Origin of the sequence: Selenomonas ruminantium subsp. lactilytica TAM6421, assembly GCF_000284095.1 — a bacterium.
Classification (GTDB): domain Bacteria; phylum Bacillota; class Negativicutes; order Selenomonadales; family Selenomonadaceae; genus Selenomonas_A; species Selenomonas_A lactilytica.
The window spans coordinates 2,909,513-2,930,430 of the sequence record NC_017068.1; the positions used below are offsets into that span (position 1 = coordinate 2,909,513).

21 protein-coding genes are annotated in these 20,918 nt (G+C 54.5%); 3 read left to right on the forward strand and 18 right to left on the reverse strand.

What is annotated here, in order from left to right:
* Positions 1 to 8: 8 nt before the first annotated feature.
* From SELR_RS14005 to mnmA, 11 genes are all read right to left on the reverse strand, one after another.
* On the reverse strand, positions 9 to 320 hold the full coding sequence (locus SELR_RS14005) for a ferredoxin family protein (protein ID WP_014425868.1): 312 nt from the start codon (positions 318 to 320) through the stop codon (positions 9 to 11).
* Positions 317 to 1,996: an adenylyl-sulfate reductase subunit alpha gene (locus SELR_RS14010; RefSeq protein WP_041914451.1), complete on the reverse strand. Its 1,680-nt coding sequence runs from the start codon at positions 1,994 to 1,996 to the stop codon at positions 317 to 319. Before SELR_RS14010 ends, SELR_RS14005 begins: the two co-directional genes overlap by 4 nt.
* 14 nt (positions 1,997 to 2,010) lie before the next feature.
* Positions 2,011 to 3,081: an ABC transporter ATP-binding protein gene (locus tag SELR_RS14015; RefSeq protein ID WP_014425870.1), complete on the reverse strand. Its 1,071-nt coding sequence runs from the start codon at positions 3,079 to 3,081 to the stop codon at positions 2,011 to 2,013.
* A complete protein-coding gene (gene cysW, locus SELR_RS14020) occupies positions 3,071 to 3,946 on the reverse strand; it encodes a sulfate ABC transporter permease subunit CysW (RefSeq protein WP_014425871.1) in 876 nt (291 codons plus the stop codon). The genes SELR_RS14015 and cysW overlap by 11 nt, the downstream gene beginning before the upstream one ends.
* 2 nt (positions 3,947 to 3,948) lie before the next feature.
* Positions 3,949 to 4,773 (reverse strand): sulfate ABC transporter permease subunit CysT, encoded by an 825-nt coding sequence (gene cysT, locus SELR_RS14025; protein WP_014425872.1) that lies wholly within the window; start codon positions 4,771 to 4,773, stop codon positions 3,949 to 3,951.
* A gap of 24 nt (positions 4,774 to 4,797) precedes the next feature.
* Positions 4,798 to 5,835 carry a sulfate ABC transporter substrate-binding protein gene (locus SELR_RS14030; protein ID WP_014425873.1) on the reverse strand — a complete coding sequence of 346 codons (1,038 nt, stop codon included), beginning with the start codon at positions 5,833 to 5,835 and terminating at the stop codon, positions 4,798 to 4,800.
* 198 nt (positions 5,836 to 6,033) lie between these two features.
* Positions 6,034 to 6,651, reverse strand: a complete 618-nt coding sequence (locus SELR_RS14035; protein WP_014425874.1) for a hypothetical protein — start codon at positions 6,649 to 6,651, stop codon at positions 6,034 to 6,036.
* Between the two features lie 29 nt (positions 6,652 to 6,680).
* Positions 6,681 to 7,919 (reverse strand): ATP-grasp domain-containing protein, encoded by a 1,239-nt coding sequence (locus SELR_RS14040; RefSeq protein WP_014425875.1) that lies wholly within the window; start codon positions 7,917 to 7,919, stop codon positions 6,681 to 6,683.
* Entirely contained in the window at positions 7,919 to 8,668 is a 750-nt protein-coding gene (locus SELR_RS14045; RefSeq protein ID WP_014425876.1) for an esterase family protein, read from the reverse strand. Before SELR_RS14045 ends, SELR_RS14040 begins: the two co-directional genes overlap by 1 nt.
* Before the next feature lie 170 nt (positions 8,669 to 8,838).
* Positions 8,839 to 9,957: a cysteine desulfurase family protein gene (locus SELR_RS14050; protein WP_014425877.1), complete on the reverse strand. Its 1,119-nt coding sequence runs from the start codon at positions 9,955 to 9,957 to the stop codon at positions 8,839 to 8,841.
* A complete protein-coding gene (gene mnmA / locus SELR_RS14055; RefSeq protein WP_014425878.1) occupies positions 9,954 to 11,063 on the reverse strand; it encodes a tRNA 2-thiouridine(34) synthase MnmA in 1,110 nt (369 codons plus the stop codon). Before mnmA ends, SELR_RS14050 begins: the two co-directional genes overlap by 4 nt.
* A gap of 191 nt (positions 11,064 to 11,254) precedes the next feature.
* Between mnmA and SELR_RS14060 the strand changes: the two genes are divergently transcribed.
* From SELR_RS14060 to SELR_RS14070, 3 genes are all read left to right on the forward strand, one after another.
* Complete coding sequence (locus tag SELR_RS14060) at positions 11,255 to 11,788, forward strand: DUF6803 family protein (RefSeq protein ID WP_014425879.1); 534 nt, start codon at positions 11,255 to 11,257, stop codon at positions 11,786 to 11,788.
* A 66-nt stretch (positions 11,789 to 11,854) separates the two neighbouring features.
* A complete protein-coding gene (locus SELR_RS14065; protein WP_014425880.1) occupies positions 11,855 to 12,556 on the forward strand; it encodes a response regulator transcription factor in 702 nt (233 codons plus the stop codon).
* Positions 12,549 to 13,637 carry a sensor histidine kinase gene (locus tag SELR_RS14070; RefSeq protein ID WP_014425881.1) on the forward strand — a complete coding sequence of 363 codons (1,089 nt, stop codon included), beginning with the start codon at positions 12,549 to 12,551 and terminating at the stop codon, positions 13,635 to 13,637. Before SELR_RS14065 ends, SELR_RS14070 begins: the two co-directional genes overlap by 8 nt.
* A 6-nt stretch (positions 13,638 to 13,643) precedes the next feature.
* Here the strand turns inward: SELR_RS14070 and SELR_RS14075 are convergent, their stop codons facing one another.
* The 7 genes from SELR_RS14075 to SELR_RS14105 form a co-directional block, all read right to left on the reverse strand.
* On the reverse strand, positions 13,644 to 14,837 hold the full coding sequence (locus tag SELR_RS14075) for a trans-sulfuration enzyme family protein (protein ID WP_014425882.1): 1,194 nt from the start codon (positions 14,835 to 14,837) through the stop codon (positions 13,644 to 13,646).
* A gap of 20 nt (positions 14,838 to 14,857) precedes the next feature.
* Positions 14,858 to 15,535, reverse strand: a complete 678-nt coding sequence (locus SELR_RS14080; protein WP_014425883.1) for a methionine ABC transporter permease — start codon at positions 15,533 to 15,535, stop codon at positions 14,858 to 14,860.
* Complete coding sequence (locus SELR_RS14085; RefSeq protein ID WP_014425884.1) at positions 15,486 to 16,562, reverse strand: methionine ABC transporter ATP-binding protein; 1,077 nt, start codon at positions 16,560 to 16,562, stop codon at positions 15,486 to 15,488. The genes SELR_RS14080 and SELR_RS14085 overlap by 50 nt, the downstream gene beginning before the upstream one ends.
* Positions 16,563 to 16,583: 21 nt before the next feature.
* Positions 16,584 to 17,411: a MetQ/NlpA family ABC transporter substrate-binding protein gene (locus SELR_RS14090; protein WP_014425885.1), complete on the reverse strand. Its 828-nt coding sequence runs from the start codon at positions 17,409 to 17,411 to the stop codon at positions 16,584 to 16,586.
* Positions 17,412 to 17,431: 20 nt separating this feature from the next.
* Positions 17,432 to 18,601, reverse strand: coding sequence for a M20 metallopeptidase family protein (locus SELR_RS14095; protein WP_014425886.1), 1,170 nt, complete (start codon positions 18,599 to 18,601; stop codon positions 17,432 to 17,434).
* Between the two features lie 263 nt (positions 18,602 to 18,864).
* A complete protein-coding gene (locus SELR_RS14100) occupies positions 18,865 to 19,560 on the reverse strand; it encodes an aspartate/glutamate racemase family protein (protein WP_014425887.1) in 696 nt (231 codons plus the stop codon).
* A gap of 40 nt (positions 19,561 to 19,600) precedes the next feature.
* Complete coding sequence (locus SELR_RS14105) at positions 19,601 to 20,854, reverse strand: dicarboxylate/amino acid:cation symporter (RefSeq protein ID WP_014425888.1); 1,254 nt, start codon at positions 20,852 to 20,854, stop codon at positions 19,601 to 19,603.
* Positions 20,855 to 20,918 lie beyond the last annotated feature (64 nt).

The following is a 20,918-nucleotide window of genomic DNA, read 5'->3' on the forward strand; positions in this document are numbered from 1 at the left end:
TTTTCTATTCAATATTTATTGGCTTCCTGCTTGACCGTGACAATCTCATCAGAGCTGCCATCCGGCCAAAGCATCTGCCATTTGATTTCTCGTTCATTGTTTTGGGCATAGAGCCTGCCGCCACTGCCGCCAAGGTCCGCCGCCAGATAATAATAGATAGCCTGACGGGGGCACTCCTTGACGCAGGCGGTGCAGCCCCAGCAATCCCGCACATCGCGAATATGGGCTTTTCCTTCCCGCAACTTCAGCAAGTTGCCGGGGCAGGCCTCCGTGCAGAGGCCGCAGCCTACGCACTTGTCTTTCTCAATGGCGATACTCATCCCACCGCCTCCTTGCTTTCCTGTTCAATCAAAGGACGGCGGATGATCTTCACTTCGCCTTGTTCCAAACGGGAATTGATAAATACCTTAAAATCCTCCCGCCGCTCCGGGTAGTCCAGATGCTCCCCGAAGGCGTGCCAGCGGGTTTCCTGCCGGGCTGCCAGATGGGCAATCAAGGCCCTGCAGACCAACAGCCGCTCCCGCAGTTCAAAAATCTTCAAGAGACCATAGAAATCGGCCGCCCGCAGCTCGTCACTGAGACGCGCCAGCCTTTCGATATGCTTGCGGGCAATTTTCAACGAGCTTTCACTGTAGCCATAATGGCTCTTGATGCCTCCGGCATATTCATCCATGGCCTGCTGCATGGCTTCTTCGAGACTTTCCACGGTGTAGCGTCCTTCTGAATTTCCCGCCAGAAAAGCCTCCACTTCTTTGACAATAGTTTCCTGCACCTCTGCGTCAATCCCGCTCTTGCCCGCCTGCCGGGCAAAGGCTGCCGCCGCGCGGGCGGCGATTTCTCCTTCCACAAAGGAACCTGTCACATATTTCTGGGGACAGCCCCCGGCCACATCCCCGGCGGCAAAGAGCCCCGGCAGCGTGGTTGACCGGTCATTGCCGATCCAGTAGCCACTGGCGGTATGCCCCCCCACCACATAGGGCTCGGAGCCTTCGATTTCCACATTGTAGTCCCGGGGATTCAGGCCGCTTTCCCGCCAAAAGAGGGCTTGGGCGGGAGCCATATTGAGATAGGCCCGCTCCAAAGCCGCCGCCTGTTCCAATGTGATGCCGCGAGTCCCCAGATAACAGGGCCCATGGCCTGCCAAGTTTTCCTTGACCACTGCCCAGAGCCGCTCCGCCGTGGTGTTGCCATATTTATCCTGATACTTCTCTCCGCGGGAATTCACCTGGGGCGCGCCCACCCCCTGGGCAATGGTGCCCGTAGGGGCGATGGTGCCTTTACAGCGCAGGGCGATAAACCGCATCTCAAAGGTGGTCATCTCCGCCCCGGCCCGCAGGCCCATGGCATAGCCTGCGCCGGTGTTGAAAGGGCTGTACCACATCTTGTGCCGGGAAGTGCCCGGATGGTTGGGCTGGTAAAGCCCCGCCGCCCCGCCGGTGGCACAGATAACGGCATTGGCGCTGATTATCACGATTTCTTCATTGTTGAGGTCAATGCCCCAGGCACCCCTGACCTGACCATCGGTTACAATATAGTCCACAATATTGATATGGTTCAGCACTTTGACATTTGACTGGTCCAGTACGGCTTTCGCCAGTATCGGCTTGATATTTTCTCCATTTATCTTGATATTGCGCCAGCCCCGGGAGGCGTAGCTGCCGTCGGGATTCTTCTGGATCACCAGTCCCAGCTTCTCCAGCTTGGCCGTGACTTCGTTGAGCCCCTCGCTCATGGAGAGCAGCAAATCCTCCCGCACGATGCCCGCCGCATCTGCCTTGGCGTAATCGGCATAATCCTGTGGCGTATGCCCTGGCGTGATATAGGCGTTCAGGGCGTTTACCCCCGCCGCCAGACAGCCGCTGCGCTTGATATTGGCCTTGTCCGCCAACAGCACGTCCAGCCCCGGATACTCCTCCCCCAGAGTAAGGGCCGCATAACAGCCTGCCGCTCCGCCGCCGATGATCAGGATATCGCTTTGCTCATTTCTGACTTTCATTCGCCTCATCTACCTTAAATAACTACGGATTCCTTCTGCTTGGCCCGGTTTTCGATAATCCGGGTCCTGCCTGCTTCCAAACTGTAAATGCGGTGGATAAAGGCCAAAGCCTTGTCCCCAGCCTGCAACGGTGCTTTTTCCAGACTGCGGTGCGCCCGCAGGATCTGGCCCCGCACCTCGATATCCACCGCCACGGAACTGCCCCGGAAGTAGGTGGCCTTCACGGTACCCCGCTCAGCCCCCAAGGGCAGGGAAATCTCCTTCTCGTCCTTGGCCAGCTCGATAAATTCAGGACGGATAATGCCCTGATGACTCCCAGACTTTTCTTCATCCGTAAAGCCCTTGAACTGGGTATAGTCCTCTACTTTGACGGACTCGCCGATAAAATCTGCCACAAAAGGCGTCTGGGGTGCCTGATAGATTTCCAGGGGGCTCCCCGCCTGCTCGATGCGGCCATTGTTGACGATGATGATTTTATCGGCCACTTCCACGGCTTCATCCTGGTCATGGGTAACGAAAAGGCTCGTAATGCCTAGGTTATGGATGGCCTCCCGCAGCCAGCTTCTGAGTTCCTTGCGGACTTTCGCATCAATGGCGGCAAAGGGCTCATCCAACAATAACAGACTGGGGCTGGGTGCCAAGGCCCGGGCAAAGGCCACCCGCTGGCGCTGGCCGCCGGATAGCTGCAAGGGATAGCGCTTGGCCACCTGACTTAGCCCGGTAAGTTCCAGCAGTTCATCGGTACGAACCTTTATCTTGTGGCTATCCTCCTTCTGCACCCGCAGGCCGAAGGCGATATTGTCCCGCACCGTCATATGGCGGAACAGGGCATAGTTCTGGAACACGAAGCCAATGCCCCGCTCCCGGGCGGGCAAATCGTTGACCCGCCGTCCCGCAATCAGGATATCGCCCTTGTCCGGCTTTTCCAGACCTGCCAGCATGCGCAGCAAGGTGGTCTTGCCGCTGCCGGAGGGCCCCAGAAGGCCAGCCAATTCTCCTTTGGCTACGCCGAAGCTGGCATCATTTGCGGCCTTGAAGCCGTTAAAGCTCTTCTCGATATGTTTCAGTTCCACTTCATACTTCATGGTCATCCTTCCTTTCCATGCGCCATTCCACGAAATTGCGCAGAATCAGTACCAGGACTGCCAGCCCCACCAGAATGGAGGACACGGCAAAGGCCGCGGTAAAATTGTACTCGTTATAAAGAATCTCAATATGCAAAGGCAGGGTGTTGGTCTTGCCCCGGATATGGCCCGAGACTACCGACACGGCCCCGAATTCCCCCATGGCCCGGGCGGTACAGAGGATGATGCCGTACATCAGCCCCCATTTGATATTGGGGAGGGTTATCTGCCAGAAAATCCGCCAGCCGCTGGCGCCCATCAGCGCCGCCGCTTCCTCCTCGTCCCGGCCCTGGCCCTCCATCACGGGAATGATGCTCCGGGCGATAAAAGGCAAAGTCACAAAGATGGTGGCCAGCACAATGCCGGGCACCGCAAAGACCACAGCGATATGATAAGCCTGCAGCGTATCATAAAAGGGACTGAGCCTGCCAAAGAGCATAATGAAGAACAAGCCCGCCACCACCGGCGATACCGCAAAGGGCAAATCAATGATGGAGCCCAGCAAAGTCTTGCCCCGGAAGTCAAACTTCGTGAGCAGCCAGGCCGCCGCCAGCCCGAAGATGGTATTGGACACTACCGAGAGCACCGTGGCCTCAGCCGTCAGCCAGAGGGCCTTGCGGGCAAAGGGCTCGTTGAGGGCCGCCAGATAAGCATTCCAGCCCTTGCCCAAAGCCTCCACCCCGATAAGGATCAGGGGCAGGATCATCATGACCACGAGAAAGGCTGCGCCCGTCAGGATCAGTGACCACTTGACGATTGTTTCGGTTTTGAGGAATCTGCTCTGGCTACCAGCCACAGGCTTTGCCAATTTTGTCACCGCTTCCATCCTTACGCCCCCTGTCTTTGCAAACGATAACGCTGATAGCCGTTGAGAACCAGGAGCACCAGCATCGACATGGCCAGCATCACGATGGCCACGGCAGCAGCCGCCTGATAGTCAAACTGCTCCAGCTTGGTCATGATGAGCAGCGGCGCAATCTCCGTTTCAAAAGGGACATTGCCGGCGATGAATACCACACTGCCATACTCCCCGATGCCCCGGGCAAAAGCCAGAGCAAAACCGCTGATAAGCGGCGTGATAAGCTCCGGCAGGATCACTTTCCGGAAGGTCAGGAATTTTCCTGCCCCCAAAAGCGCCGCCGCTTCTTCCAAAGAGCCATCCAAATCTTTCAGCACCGGCTGGACACTGCGGGCCACAAAAGGTATGCCCACAAAGACCAGCGCAATGGTAATGCCCACCGCCGAAAAAGCGGTGGGTATCCCCAACTGATAGAAGAATCTGCCCAGCCAGCCCGTCTCCACATAAAGGGTGGTCAGGGCTATGCCTGCCACCGCCGTGGGCAGGGCAAAGGGCAAATCAATCAGCCCGTCCATCAGTCGCTTGCCTGGAAAATCGTAACGCACCAGCCCCCAGGCCAGCAACAGCCCAAACACGGCATTGATCAGCGCCGCTGCCAGAGCACAGCCAAAACTGAGCAGATAGCCATGCACCATGCGGTAATCCGTCACCTGCCGGATGAAATCCTGCCCGCTCATATCGCTGGCATAGAGCACGAAAGCACTCAGCGGCAGCAGTACCAGCAAAGACAGATAGAAAAACACGATTCCCATGGTCAGATGGCCCCCTGGTATAACCTGCCCAGTCCTGCCCATAATCATTCCTCCTCAAAAAACTGCTTATTTCTTGTAAATCTGATCGAAGGTGCCGCCATCGGCAAAATGTTCCTTCTGAGCCTTCGTCCAGCCGCCGAACTTGTCATCGATGGTGAAGAGCTTCAGTTCCGGGAACTGTTTCTTATACTTCTCGAAGACAGCCTTGTTGCGGGGACGATAGAAGTTCTTGGCGGCAATCTCCTGCCCTTCCGGCGAATAGAGATAATTGATATAGGCTTCTGCCACCTTGCGGGTACCCTTCTTGTCCACTACCTTGTCCACGATAGCCACAGACGGCTCGGCCAGAATGGAGATGGACGGTGCCACGATCTCGTAATCCGGGGAATCCTTCAGGGTAATCAGGGCTTCATTTTCCCAGGCAATCAGCACATCCCCCTGACCACGCTGCACAAAGCTCGTCGTTGCGCCACGGGCGCCGGAATCAAGGGCTACCACATTCTGGAAGAGCTTCTTGACGAAGTCCTTTACCTGACCTTCATCGCCGTTGTACTTCTCTTTGGCATATTCCCAGGCCGCCAGATAATTCCAACGGGCACCGCCGGAAGTCTTGGGGTTCGGAGTAACGATCTTCACATCATCACGGACGAGGTCATCCCAGTCATGGATATTCTTGGGATTGCCCTTGCGCACCAGGAATACGATGGTTGAGGTATAGGGCGCAGAATTGTCCGGGAACTTCTTGAGCCAGTCCTTTTCAATAAGACCAGCCTGAGCGATTTCATCTACATCATAGGCCAAAGCCAGCGTTACCACATCGGCTTCCAGCCCCTCGATGACGGAGCGGGCCTGCTTGCCGGAACCGCCGTTGGACTGACGGAACTCGATATCCTGACCGCTGGCCTTCTTCCATTCTCCCGTGAATACCTGATTGAACTCCGCATAGAGTTCCCGGGTGGGATCATAGGACACATTCAGGAACTCACTGGCCGCCTTGCCGTCTTCCCCACCGGCTGCCGACTCATCCCCGCAGCCCGTAAACAGGCCTGCGGCCGCCACCAAGCCCAAAGCTAAACTCGCTGCTTTCCACCACTTCTTCATCATAAATTCCCCCTCAAAAATAGATATGATTGCTTATTTATAAAATAAGAGGTTCCACAAACGGCCCTGCTGGGCAATCTGTGGAACCTCCAATTTTTTTGGTCAGTTCACTGAACCATGTGCATATGTAACACTTCTTCGCTGTGCTTGCGTTGATGATGACATTTATGTTACACTATTACACCTAGCTTGTCAATAGGTTTATATAAAATACTCGATGGTTTTCTCTGGCGTAAGTTTGGTGCGGGTATCAAAGAGCAGCACCGCCTCCCGTTCATCCAGTGGGCCTAGGGCATAGGGGCCGGCGTCCTCGCGGTTGAAGCAGTCAAAGGGCACGATGCGGTTATAGGACAGGGGATGTTCCAGCGTGCATTCAATGCCCGCAAAGGGACTTTCCGTCATATAGTAAGGGTCAAAAAGACGTATTTTATCCCCAGCCCTCTGTGTCAGCAGCACATAGTGCTCGCCGTCCATATTCAGGCGGACTACGGCCGCACCGCCCCGGCAAAGGGCATCCACCACCAGGCTGTTCTCCCCCATATACACCGACCTGCCGGATAGATAGCGGCACTCGATGGGCAGCAGTCCCGCTTCCCCTGCACCGCTGAGCCAGCGGGACAAAAACATCATGGCCATGCGGGAAGTGCCGCTCTTGCCGGCACCGCCGCCTTTGCCATAGCAATCCAGGGAATAAAGCATGATATTGCGCAGGATTTCCGGCTGTATCTCCTCCCGCTGGAAGAGATAGGACAGTCCATTCAGCAGCGAAGTGGGGCCGCAATCATATTCAGATATTTGATAATGCAGAGGATTTTTCATGGACTGCAGCCTCCCTTTTTAACCTTTCATCAATACGCAAAGCAGAAATCAGTTTCCACCGGATAGGCGTCCGCTTCCGGCGCCTGATCCAGCACGTAATGGATGAATTCATCCACAGCCTTCTGGCTGGCCACTTTGGCCGTATACATCTGATTGCCCATCTGGGGCACCATCATTTCCGGCATGCGCTCACACATGACCATATCCCTGCCATAGCGGTCCATGATTTCCCCATGGGTATGCACATAATTATGGCAGTCCCGGCGGCTGGCATAGACACAGTAGCAGTGCTGACCGCTGTCGGGGATTTTCCGTATATTGTCCGTAATCATATCCGCCCAGACCTGATAGACATCCGTGGAATGGGCAAAATTGATCATATCGGGGGTGTAGCCGCCGGCCGGACGCATATTGACCTCCAGCCCCACGAAATCACCCACTTCGCCGAGGCCTGCCTTGGCCTTGGTCAGGCGGAAGAATTCCAGATGGACAAAACGACTTCTGACGTCAAAGGCCTTGACTGTAGCCCTGCCCACGCCCTTCAATTCCACCGGGGCATGAGCCGTCGTGTAATAGGACAGATCCAGCTGCTTCAGCACGATGTCCATAACCGAAGGCGGCCAGACCGTCATGGACTCCAACAAGGGCTTGGAATCCGCATCAATGATGGCATCGTAGGAGCAGATATCACCGGTAATGAACTCCTCCATCACATAGGGCACTGGCAGGTTCTTGGCAAAGAAATCCTGCAGATCACCGTCATTTTCCAGCTTGAAGGTATCGCAGGCGCCTACCCCCACATCAGGCTTGACGATAACAGGATAATCCACCAGATCGATGAACTTCCTCGCCGCTGCGATATCCGTGATCTTATGCAGGCGGGCCGTGGGCACGCCGGCCTTGGCATAGAATTCCTTCATGGCGGACTTGTTCTTGATATGGCCCACCTCGTCAAACTGATAGCCCGTGGTCACATGGAAGTCCGTGCGCAGGCGGGCGTCCTGCTCCAGCCAGAACTCATTGTTGGACTCAATCCAGTCAATCTTCCCGTACTTGAAGGCAAAAAAGGCCACCGCCCGGTACATCTCATTGTAATTGGACAGATCCTGCACAAAATAATATTCCGTCAGGGAAGCCTTGAGTTCCGCCCGCAGTTCATCATAAGGGCAGTCCCCAATGCCCAGCACATTCACGCCGTTCTTGTGCAGACGGTCACAGAAGTTCCAATAATGCTTGGGGAAATGCGGAGAAATAAATACAAAGTTCATCAGCAGTTCGCCTCCAAATCTTTTTCACGCAGCATATAGGGCAAGAAGTAGCGAATCTGTTCCTTCCACCAGTACCAGTCATGGTTCACATCATAGCCCCAGAAGTCCACCCAGCCATGGATGCCCTTGGCCCGGAAGATGTCCCCCATTATAGCAGTGGTCCGCCGGCCTTCATCCTCCCAGGCTCCCTGCCCCACGCAGAGGATAATGGGCTTTTCGTTATACTTCTGGATATAGGGGTGGTCATTAGGCATCTGCGCCAGAAAGTCCACCGGAGAATTCTGGTAAAGAGTACCATCCAGCCAACCGTCAAAGAAGAAGCGGGCATCATAGACACCGGACAAGGACAAGATGCCGCTAAAGAGTTCCGGACGACGCAGGAACAGGATAGCTGCATGGAAGCCTCCCAGGCTGCAGCCCGTCACCATGGGCAGAGCGCCACTGCCGTTCTTATCCGCAATAAAGGGCAGCACCTCTTCCACAATATAATTGTAATAAGCTTCCTGCCGGCCAGACCGCCAGCCCTTGTCTCCCCAGACATTGGACCAGGTTTCCGTATCCACGGTGTCCACGCAGAAGAGCTGGATTTTGCCGCTGTCGATATAATCGGCCAAGGTGTCAATCATGCCAAAGTTCTCGAAGTTATCGCTCATGGCATCCTGGGTGGGAAACACCAGCACCGGCGTGCCCCTGTCCCCGTAAAGGCGTATGCTCATATCCCGCTGCAGGCGGTCGCTGTACCAATTCACAAACTATTTTACCATATAATCATCCCCTTATCAATGGTCAGATAGTCAGATATTATCCCCTATGTAATACCTATCTAGTCAATATGTTTTATATATTACTGTAAATCTGTAAACTTGTCAAAGAAAAAATCCACCGGATTACGCCATTTGTACGTAATCCAGTGGATTTTTCAAGCCTTCCCCGCAACCAAGCCTGTCAATATTTTCAGAAACGCCCCAATCTCTTCCTCCGTGGTCAGGTGGCTCAGGCTGATGCGCCAGGAGGACAGGGCATTCCGCCTGTCCCCGCTTACTGCGTATACAGCCTTTGAAGGCTGGCCATCGGTGGAGCAGGCAGATTTTACCGAAACGCAGACACCCTGCTCAGCCAGCATCTGCTGCATGCGCGTGCCCTTGATGCCCTGCACGCTGACATTCAGGATATGGGGCACGGCATCGGCAGGACTGTTTATAACGACAGCAGGATTTTTACCGAGTTCTTGACGCAGTTCTTCGTTTAGTTTCATAACCTGCGCATACCGCTCCTGCAGGGAGGCCGTTGCTTTCCCCAGCGCCTTTGCCAGGGCCGCCGCCAGCCCCAAGGTGGGCGTGCCGCTACGGTACAGGCTTGCGCCTGCACCGCCATGGATCAGGGGCGTCAGTTCCAGCGGCCGGCGCTTGAACAACAGGCCGCTGCCATTCAGCCCAAAGAACTTATGGGCTGAGAGACTTACCGTATCGATACCGGCAAAGGAAAAGGGAATTTTCCCCATAGCCTGGGTGGCATCCACATGGAGACGGCAGTTTTCGTAATGACTGATAAGTTCTGCAATTTCCTGTACCGGCTGGATGGTGCCCAGCTCGCTGTCCACTGCCGTAACAGCTGCCAGGATCGTATCCTCCCGCAGCAGTTCCCGCAGATGTTCCAGCTTGATTTTTCCATCCTGACCGATATCCACCAAATCTACCTCATAGCCCTGTTCCTGCAGCCAGGCCAGCGGCCCGCTGACGGAGGCATGCTCCAAGGGTGTGGAGATAATATGCTTTCCATGTTTTTGCTGGATATCTGCTATCCCCTTGATGGCCAGATTATTGGCCTCGCTGGCCCCGGAGGTATAGATGATTTCCGCAGGAAATACCGCCAGCGTCCGGGCAATATCCGCTGTGACCTCAGCCAGCTTCTCCCGGGCCTGCATCCCCAAAGGATGGGCGGAATTGGGATTGCCTGTATAATTCCTTTCAGTATTGATGAAGGTCTCCAATACCTCAGCATCGGCCGGGCTATTGGCGGCATAGTCCAGATAGATCATCCTTCCTGCCTCCCCGCCTCTATAATCGTGCCGCCGCCCACCACGATATCATCATCGTAGAGCACCACCGACTGGCCAACGGTAATGGCCCGCTGGGGTTCATCAAAAATAAGCTTTATCTTATCTTTACCTTGCGGGTAAGCCGTAGCCCACTGTTCCTTATGTCTGTACCTGGTCTTGGCCTTTACCCGGATAGCTTCTGCAGGCGGCTCCATGGCAATCCAGTTCATCTCATCGGCATAGAGGGTATCGGAATATAATGCTTCATTCGGCCCCACAAACACCGTATTGCTTTCCATATCCTTGCCGGTTACATAGAGGGGCCTATCCGCTGCAATGCCCAGACCTTTGCGCTGGCCGGTGGTATAATGGACGGCACCATGATGCCTGCCCAGCACATTGCCCGCTTCATCTACAATGGGGCCATCCTCATATTTCCTGCCGGTATACTGTTCCATAAAGCCCACATAGTCCCCGTCGGGAACGAAGCAGATATCCTGACTGTCATGCTTAGCTGCATTGCAGAAGGCCAGCCCCTCCGCAATCTTTCTTGTTTCCTCCTTGGGGATATCCCCCAGGGGGAATTGCAGATGAGCCAGCTGTTCCTGAGTCAGCATATACAGGACATAACTCTGGTCTTTACTCAGATCAGCAGCCTTTTTCAGCAGGTATCTCTGCCGCCCTTCATCATAGGTAATCCGGGCATAGTGCCCCGTCACCACATAGTAAAGCCCCTTCTGCTCCGCAAAAGCAAAGAGCCGGTCAAACTTCATGTAGCGGTTGCAGTCAACGCATGGATTGGGAACGCCGCCAGCTTCATAGGTGCGAATAAACTTTTCGATAATACGTTCCTTGAATTCCATGGTAAAATCCAGCACCTCATAGGGAATGTCCAGCTGAAAGGCCACATCACTGGCATCATCGATATCCCGCTGAGAACAGCAGGTATGATAATTTCCCAGGCCGATATCACTGTTCCGGTACAGCCGCATGGTGGTGCCCAGACAGCGGTAGCCCTGCTTTGTCATCAGATATGCCGCCACCGAACTATCCACCCCGCCGCTCATGGCAATCAGGGCACTGTTCTTATCCTTTATCATTTCCATTTTATCTCTCCAATATTTATTAACCTAGCTATTGAGTAGGTTTTGTTATTTTATCACCTTTCACAGGTGATTTCAAGCTTAGCCAATACGAAACCTTCACAATATCTTCACATTCTCTGCAAGGGTTCTGCATATTTGGCCGCTATACTGTAAGCAGATCAGAAAAACAACCCTTGAGGAGGAATTTGTGTATGACAAACTATATGGAACTTTTGATGACGAATCAGCCCTGGAATCTCATCGCCTTCATGGTGCTGCCGGTGGCCATGGCCGAACTCATCACCATGGCGGAATTTTTTATTCTGTCCGATGCCCAGGAACATAAGAGATGGAAGAAACTGAGCCACTATCTGGGCATGGTTTTAGGCGTTTATTTTACCGGGGTGTTCCTGTACCTGGCCACAGCCGTGGTACCGCGGATTGAATTCCGTGGCTGGATTGACCTGCTGGCTGTAGGCTTTTATATGCTGGGCGTCATCCCCTTAGGCGCCATTGCCCTGCAGGAAATGGGCATCATCAGCGGAACCTTGGATGAAAAAAGAAAGATGCACCGCCATATCGTGCTGTTGGTCACGTTCCTGATTGTCAGCCATGTGGCTATGGTCTTCGGCATGGCAGACCCCGCATTAGGTGGTTGGCAGTCCGCCCCCCAGTATGATATGATGAATAGCAATATGAGCGGCATGCATCATATGGATGGCACCGCCCATGGAATGAAGCACTGATATGGCAACGAAGATGGACTCTTACGGAAATTGAGTCCGTCTTTTGCATATACGGGGGAAAGCAGAATGCAGAAAAAAATATTGCTGGTGGATGATGATTTGAAGCTATTGGATGTTCTGGAGCCATTTCTCCGCAACGAAGGTTTTGCCACCATGCGGGCCCAGGATGGGCTGGAAGCCCTGACGCTGCTGATGAAGCAGCCAGACCTCATCGTCCTGGACATCATGATGCCGCATCTGGATGGCAAGGAAGTCTGCCGCCGCATCCGGCAGATCAGCCAGGTTCCCATCATCATGCTGACCGCACTGGACGAGGAAGCCGACAAATTGGAAAGCCTGGATTTAGGCGCCGACGATTACATAGCCAAGCCCTTCAGCATGCGGGAACTGGCGGCCAGGATACGGGCCGTCCTGCGGCGGGCCTCAGGCCCCCTTGCCGATACGCCGCCTCAGACGCAAAAACTTGCCGCAGGCGGCCTTGTGCTGGACAGCCTGCGGCACACGGTGCAGCTGGATGGGAAAATGCTGGAGCTCACCCCTATTGAATTTACCCTGTTGGAGGTATTGATGCGTCATCCGGGGCAGGTGCTGAACCGCCTGCAGCTGATGGAGCAGAGCCATGGTTTTGCTTTTGATGGCTATGAACGTACCATTGATGCCCATATCCGCAACCTGCGCCGCAAGATTGAGCAGGATACCCGCAAGCCCACCTATATTTTGACCGTGTATGGCGTGGGCTACCGCTTTGGAGGTGACGCTGATGAATAAATGGCAAAGCATCCGCCTGAAACTGGCCGGAGGAACCTTTCTCCTGCTGGCCATCACCGTATGCAGCCTGATTGTGCTGATGAACGGACAGATGGAACGCGCTTTCCACGATTTCCTGCAGCTGCATTTTCCCGCCGCGGCAGCACAGGATACGGCAGAAGTGATGTTCCTGCAGTCTGTCCATCAATCCCTTTGGTGGGTGGGGCTGTTTTTCATCGTTCTGGGGCTGGCGGCCAGCTATCTACTGGCCACCAGCATTACCAAGCCCTTGCGCCGCCTCACCGAAGCTGCCAAGGAAATCGGCCGGGGAAATTTCAACCAGCAGCTGCCGGCTTCGGCCCATGATGAAGTGGGGCAGCTGACCCAGGTCTTCAATCAGATGGCGGAAGACCTGTCACGCAATGAAAAATCAAGGCGTGAGTTCTTCGCCGGCATCGCCCACGAGCTGCGCACGCCTCTGGCCATCCTGCAGGGAAATCTGGAAAACATCAGCAGCGGCGTCACGCCCCCGGAACCGGAAATCATCTTCTCCATGCAGGAGGAAGTCATGCGCCTGAGCCGCTTGGTAACGGACCTACGTGACCTGTCCCTGGCGGAAATCCGGGAACTGAAACTGCACCGGGAGCCCACCGATTTAGGCCAGTTAGCCCTGCAGCTTGGCCAGTTCATGCAGCCGTTATTTGACGAAGCCGGCCAAAAACTGCTGCTGGAAATTGCAGACAATCTGCCCTCCGTATCCGTAGACCAGGACCGCATGCGCCAGGTCATTGGCAACTTATTGGCCAACGCCAGCCGTTACAGCGGCCCCGGCAGCACAGTGCAGCTCAAAATCCATCAAGAAGGCCCTTCCCTGCGCATTGCGATACAGGATAACGGGCCTGGGATACCGGAGGAAGACATGCCCCATATCTTTGAGCAATTCTATCGCGGAGAAAAATCCCGCAGCCGGAAAAATGGCGGCTCGGGAATTGGTCTGGCCTTAGCCCGCCGCTATGTGGAAATCCATGGCGGTACCATAAAGGCCGAAAACCTGCCGGGCGGCGGGGTACGCTTCGTGATCCTTATCGCAGGCTTTGGCTAAGCCCTGTCAGATCTCAGCCAAGGCCGCATCCAGTTCGGCGATGATATCCTCCGCCTGCTCCAGGCCCACGGACAGGCGCAACTGCCCCCAGGTAATGCCTACTGCGGCAAGTTCAGCAGAACTGTAAAACCTGTGGGAAGTCTTGGCGGCATAGGACACGGTAGTGGCTGTCCCCGCCAGACTGGGCACGAATTTAATGGTGACAAGCTCCTTTATGAGCTTGGATGCCTCCGCCTCGCCGCCCCGCAGATTGAAGCTCAGCATGCCGCCGTAAAGGCCCGGGGCAAACTGCGCCGTGGCCCTTTTATAGCTTGGAGAAGTTTCCAGTCCCGGATAGAACACCCTGTCAACCTTGGGATGCTTGGCCAGGGATTCTGCCACCTGCAGAGCATTGCGGGAATGGGCCGCCACCCGCAGGTTCAGTGTACGCAGACTGCGAGCCAGCAGCCAGCTGTCCGCAGGGCTCAGCAGGGCACCGTAAAGAGTCAGGGTATGGCGGATTTTCTCAATGATTTCCCTGCGGCCTGCCGCCGCCCCGGCTACAATATCGCTATGACCGCCCAAGTATTTGGTGGCACTGTAGAGCACCACATCGGCGCCTAAAGCTGCGGGCTTAGCCACCACCGGCGTGGCAAAGGTGTTGTCGATGAAGAAGAGCAGATCATGCTTATGAGCCAGCTCCGCCACCGCCTGGATATCCGGCACTTCCATCAGGGGATTGGAAATCGTCTCCGTATAGATGAGCTTCGTTTCCGGACGGATATAAGCGGCAATATCCTCCCGGGCAAAATCCACAAAGCTGACGCTGACGCCGAAGCGGGCCAGCTCATTTTTCAAAAAGTCATGGACACCGCCGTAAAGCACCGGCGAGGAAATGATATGGTCCCCCTGCTGCACCACGGACAGGATGCTCAGGGTGATGGCAGACATGCCCGAGGAAAACACCAAAGCATCTTCCGTTTCATCCGCAGCGGCCAGAATCTCTGCCACCGCATCTGTGTTGGGATGTTTGATGCGGGTGTAGATATAGCCTTCCGCCTCCCCCTCATAGATGTTATCCACCGAGGGCACATCATCAAAGGCAAAGACCGAGGTACGGTAGATGGGCAAAGTCTCCGGCACCGAAGCTCCCTGCCCGATTGTCTTGTAAAACTGTCCGTCCCCTGTATGAATCAATTTCGTGCTCAGATGCTTTCCCATAATATTCCTCCCCCTCTGAATCAATGCGTATTTTTCTCTGCCAGCTTGTTGCCCAGGAACTGAATCAGGCAGACGATGGCCACCAGCACGATAACCGTGCCCACGGTCACATCCTCCTGAAAGCGGTTATGGCCATACTTGATGGCAAAATCCCCCAAGCCGCCGGCACCGACAGCCCCGGCCATGGCCGTCAGGCCAATCAGGCTGATGGTGGTAAGGGTAGTGGCCCGCACCAGGGGCGCAATGCTTTCCCGCAGGTACACCTTGAAGATGACCTCCCAGGGGCTAAGGCCCATAGCAGTAGCCGCCTCGATAACCCCGTCGCCGATTTCCGTCAGCGCAGACTCCACCTGCCGGGAAAAGAAGGGCACAATGCCGAAGACCAAGGGGATAATGGCGCCCTTCACGCCAATGCCCGTGCCCACCACCATGCGGGTAAGAGGCAAAAGCAAAGTCAGCAGAATGATAAAGGGAATGGAACGGAAGGTGTTGATGGCCTTGTCCACCACCTGATACACCGCATGACGCTCCAGAATGCCGCCGGGCTTCGTGGTAATCAGCACCACGCCGAAAATCAGCCCCAGCAAAAAGGATATGCCCCCGGCAATCAGTACCATAACAAAGGTATCAATAATTGCCTGATAGAATTCAGGCAGTTTCAGCATGAGATTGGGAAACACGGTATTCAGCAGCTCCATCTTTAATCACCTCTACATTCACGTTCTTCGCTCTTACATAGTCCAGGGCCTTTTTGATTTGCGGCCGTGCACCTTTGATGATGGCCACGGTGCCCCCCAGTGGCAGCCCCTCCACCAGTTCCACATCGCTGAAGAGGATGTTCACCGACACCTCGAACTTCCGGGAAATCTGAGAAATCAGCGGCTCCGAAACATTGGCCTGCTGATAGCGCATCTTCACCAGCTTTTCATCGTGGGACAGTTCGGCAATCTCCGCCTTGTCCTCGATGAGCTGATAGATTTCCGACAGATTGGATGTGGTGTCGATGAAATTCTTCGTAATCTCCTGCTGTGGCTGGGCAAAGAGGTCATACACGGTATTTTCCTCCACCACCCGGCCATGCTCCATCACCGCCACCCGATGGCAGAGCTTCTTGATGACGTCCATCTCATGGGTGATGACCACCACGGTAATACCCAGCTCCGTGTTCAGGCGGGCCAGCAGCTTCAGGATGGACCTGGTGGTCTGGGGGTCCAGGGCACTAGTAGCCTCATCGCAGAGCAGGATTTCCGGGTCCGTGGCCAAAGCACGGGCAATGGCCACCCGCTGTTTCTGCCCGCCAGAGAGCTGAGAAGGATAGGCATGGGCCCTGTCCTCCAGTTCCACAAAGGCCAGCAGTTTCTTTACTTTGCTTTCAATCTCACTTTTGGACAGGCCGGAATTTTCAATGGGCAGGGCCACATTCTGGGCCACGGTCCGGGAGGGCATCAGATTGAACTGCTGGAAAATCATGCCGATTTTCTTGCGCTGTTCCCGCAGGTCCTTGGGCTGCAGGGCGAGCATATCCACGCCGTTGACGATAACCTTCCCCGCCGTGGGACGCTCCAGCAGATTGATGCAGCGCACCAGTGTGGACTTGCCCGCCCCGGAGAAGCCGATGATGCCGTAGATTTCCTTATCCTGAATGGTAAGGTTTACGTCCTTTACTGCGGTTACCTGCTTATCCTTGATTGTAAATGTCTTATTGATACCTTCCAGGACAATCATGCCTGTCACCTCTTTCTTACCTTATTCTTTCCACGCCGCAATATACTGGCCGTGGAAATCATTCTTGTAGATTTCCTTCGTCTTTTCTGACTGATATGCCTTGACGATTTCCTGGTAGAGTTCCTTATCCTTATCCTCGGTTCTCACAGCGATTACATTGAAGAAATCATCGCCTTTATAATACTGTATGGCATCCTTGAAGACGGCGTCCTTATCCGGATCAAGACCGGCATCCACGGCATAATTGCCATTGACGATGGCAGCTGCCACATCCGGCAGCAGGGAAGCGGTCTGTGACGCATCCACCTGGACGATTTCAATCTTGGCCGTATTTTCTTCAATATCCTCCAGCTCCGGCGTGATGCCCGCGCCGCTCTTGAGGCGGATAAGGCCAGCGGCCTGCAGGACATTCAGGGCACGGCCGAAGTTTACCGTGTCATTGGGCACAGCAATCTTGTCGCCAGCCTTGATTTCCTTGAGGTCATGAATATTCTTGGAGTAGAGGTTCAGAGCTGACAGCATGGTATCGCCAATGGCGGTGATTTCATAGCCATGCTTTTTTACTTCGTTGTTCAAGAACCGATGATGCTGGAAGGCGTTGAGTTCGATTTCCTTATTGGCGAGAGCGGCGTTGGGCTGGGTGTAATCGGAGAACACCACCAGCTCAATGTCCACATTCTTTTCCTTGAACTTGTCGATGATGGGACGCCAGATGACTTCATCGGAGGTGCCTGCTACGCCTACCCGCACCTTCTGCACATCAGCAGCCTTGTTGTCCCCGCAGCCGCCTGCCACAACGCCAACCACCAGAATCACAGCTAAAAATAATAATTTCACGAATTTCTGCATATTAAGCCTTCTTTCTCTTATTAGTCCGCCTGTCCCAAATAGGCCAGAGCATAATTCAAATGCAAATCCGCCGCGATGACCACGGCTTCCTCTGCGGGTTCCAGCTTGTCACTGTGAAGCCCCGCCTGGGAAGCAGGATTGTCATCCGCCACCCCCAGATGAACGTAGGCACCTTTGCTTTCTTTAAGGTATTCCGCAAAGTCATCCCCCGCAAAGCCAAAGGCCGGTTTTTCGCTGATTTGTACCTTATCCTGCCCCAGCAGCTCTGCGGCCACCCCGGCGATTTCATCCCTGGCCTCCTCATCGTTTATCAGAGGGCTGGCAAAGCAGTCAAATTCGCAGAGCACCTGCACGCCGTAGGCTTCTTCAGCCACACCGGCCAGCTTCACGAATTCTTCCTTCAGCCGCTCACGGGTTTCGTTGTTGTAAGCCCGGAAGCTGCCCTCGATGACGGCCTCATCCGCCACCACATTGTAGGAAGATCCCGCCTTGAACACGCCGATGCCCACGATGACCTTTTCCTCCGGCGGCAGTACGCGGCTCCGCAGGCGGGAGATTTCTCCCACCAGCAAGGTGCCGGCCTGCAGGGCATCCCGCCCCAGCTGCGGTTTCGAGGTATGGGCCTTGCGCCCCTTGATGGTCAGGCGGAAGAAGTCACAGGATGCAGCGTCTTCCTTCCGGGACAGCAGTACACTGCCCACAGGAACATCCGGAGCGATATGTACGCCGAAGGCCCGGTCATAACCTTTGGTCAGCCCCTGCTGAATGAAATACTGGGAGCCATGACCAAATTCTTCCGCCTGCTGGAAGGCCAACAGCACGGTGCCGGAAAAGCTATCCTTTAACTCCGCCAGCCGCTGGGCCGCTGCCAATAATGCCGCCCCATGAATATCATGGCCGCAGGCGTGCATCACACCGGGATTGACGGATTTATAAGACAGATTTGTCTTTTCTGCTACCGGCAGAGCATCGATATCCGCCCGCAGGAGCACCTTGCGGCCATTATCCTTCGTGCCCTTTATCCAGGCATAGGTGCCAGTCTCCCCCACCTTTTGGTATTCTATCCCCCAGTCCTGCAAATGCTGCTGTATGAATTGGGCCGTTTCATATTCCTGCCCGCTCAGTTCCGGATGCTTATGGAAATGCTCACGGAATCTTATCGCTTCATCTCTATCTATATGCTGCAACATTTTCTGCACCTCCCATTTTTCTAACCTAAGTAAAGCAAGATGAAAAATCTCTCGATTTTTCATCAGCCCTTACACGAAATCTAAGTCATTCTGCGCCTATCGGCTTGACTGACTAAGATTTCATAGTAAAAAGAGGCTTTGCACAGGAAAAAACCTGTACAAAACCTCTGGTCATCCAGTCAGTTTCTGCGTTCTCTTGACGATGACCTTATGTTACACTATTACACCCAGCATGTCAATAGGCAAAGAAGGAAATATGAAAATTACGCGGCCATGGCCAGCCTGATCAGTTCCTCAATATGGATCTCCACACTGTCCAAACAGGGCACGGGACAGTTATCCGGATTCAACAACAGGGGCAGCTCAGTACAGCCCAGGATGATGGCTTCAATGCCGTGTTCTGCCTGCATCTTCCGGATGATCTGCTGGAATTCCTGCAAGGTGGACTCCTTGACGATGCCCTCCTCCAGTTCCTGATAGATCCGCCCGGCGATAAGTTCGCGATCTGCCTGCTGGGGCACAAAGACCTCAATCCCGGCCTCCCACAGGTCTTTTTTCATATAATCCTGTTCCATGGTAAAGATGGTGCCCAACAGGCCGACTTTTTTGTATCCTTTGGAAACAGCCTGCCTGCAGACAGTCTGGGGAATACTGACAAAAGAGGTTTTTGTTTTCGCGACCAGCTCTGCAAACACAATATGGGTAGTAACCGCTGTCAGGGAAACAATTTCTGCTCCGTAGCTACGCAGATTATTTACCTTTTCCGCCAGATAATCCACCAATTCCCCATATTGGCCGTTGGTCAGATACCCCCAAACCCGGCGGAAATCAACGCTCTCAATTACCAGTTCCGGCATATGTTCCGCGCCTGTGAGCTTGTCAATCCGGCTGTTGAGCTCTTTGTAATACAGCAGGGTGGATTCCGGCCCCGTCCCGCCAAGCAAGCCAATCTTTTTCATCTCATTTCCCTCCTATGTTTTTTCTCATAATCGCATCCGCTTATACGCGCTGTTCCTCCCCATAGGGCTCTTCCAGCTGTGTATCCGTCCCGTCTTCATACATATCCTCCAACCGTGCTACAGCCAGCGTCGAAACCACATCGCCGGTTACATTCAGAGCCGTATGCACCATGTCGATGGGACGGAAGATGCCCACGATCATGCCCATGATGGCGGCAGGCAGGCCCATGGTGCCCAGCAGCATCACCGTCAGCACGATACCGCTGTTGGGAATGCCTGGCGTGCCGATGGAAATCAGCGTGGTCATGAAGATAAAGGCCGCCTGCTGATACAGTGTCAAATCCACGCCGTAAATCTGGGACACGAAGAGCACCGTAACGGCATAGTAGGCGGCGATGCCGTTCATATTTATCGTGGCCCCCAGGGGCAGCGTAAAGGATGCCAGCTCATGGCGCACATGGAATTTCTGTTCCACCACCTTAAGTGTCACCGGCAGTGTGCCGGAGCTGGAAGTGGTGCTGAAGGCCACCCACCAGATTTCGGAAACCTTGCGGAAGAAGTCGGCCAGAGGAATCCTGGCAATGCCCCGGATGATGAACAGATACAGGAAAATGACAATGGACAGGGCCGCCACGTAATGGGTCAGGATAAACTTGCCCATAATGCCGAAAACCGCCAGGCCGTACTCCCCGATGCTGCAGGCAGCCAGTGCGCAGACACCGTAGGGAGTCGTCTTCATCACGATGTCGGTGATCTTGAACATGACCTGGGAGCCTTCATCAATGACCTTCTTGAAGTTGGACGCCTTATCCCCTAAGATGGTCAGAGCCACCCCCACAAACACCGCAAAGACGATGGTCTGCATCAAATCCCCCTTGGCCAGAGCCTCCAGCGGATTTGACGGCACCATCCCCAGGATGGCCGCCCCCACGGAAAGGGGTTCTGCTGCCTTGACATTTTCAGCACTCTCCACAATGCTGCCAACACCAAAGCCCCGCCCCGGCTGCAATAAATGGGAAACCGCCAGGCCGATAATGGTGGAAAGAATCGTGGTCACCACATAGAAGCCCATGACCTTGGTGCCAATGCGCTTAAGCTTGGCCACATCCCCGATGCTGGCAATGCCGCTGATGATGGAGCAGAAAATCAAAGGCATCACAATCATCTGAATCAATTTCAAAAAGAGGTCTCCCACGGGCTGCAGGAAAAGAATCTTGTCCTGAAAGATAAGTCCTAAAACAACACCTACGCCGAACCCTAGAAAAACCTTGGCACTCATGGATAATTTTGCCATAATATCACACCTTTCATAAAAAACGGAGGCCTCGGACAGCAGGCATCTGCCTTTCCGAAGCCTC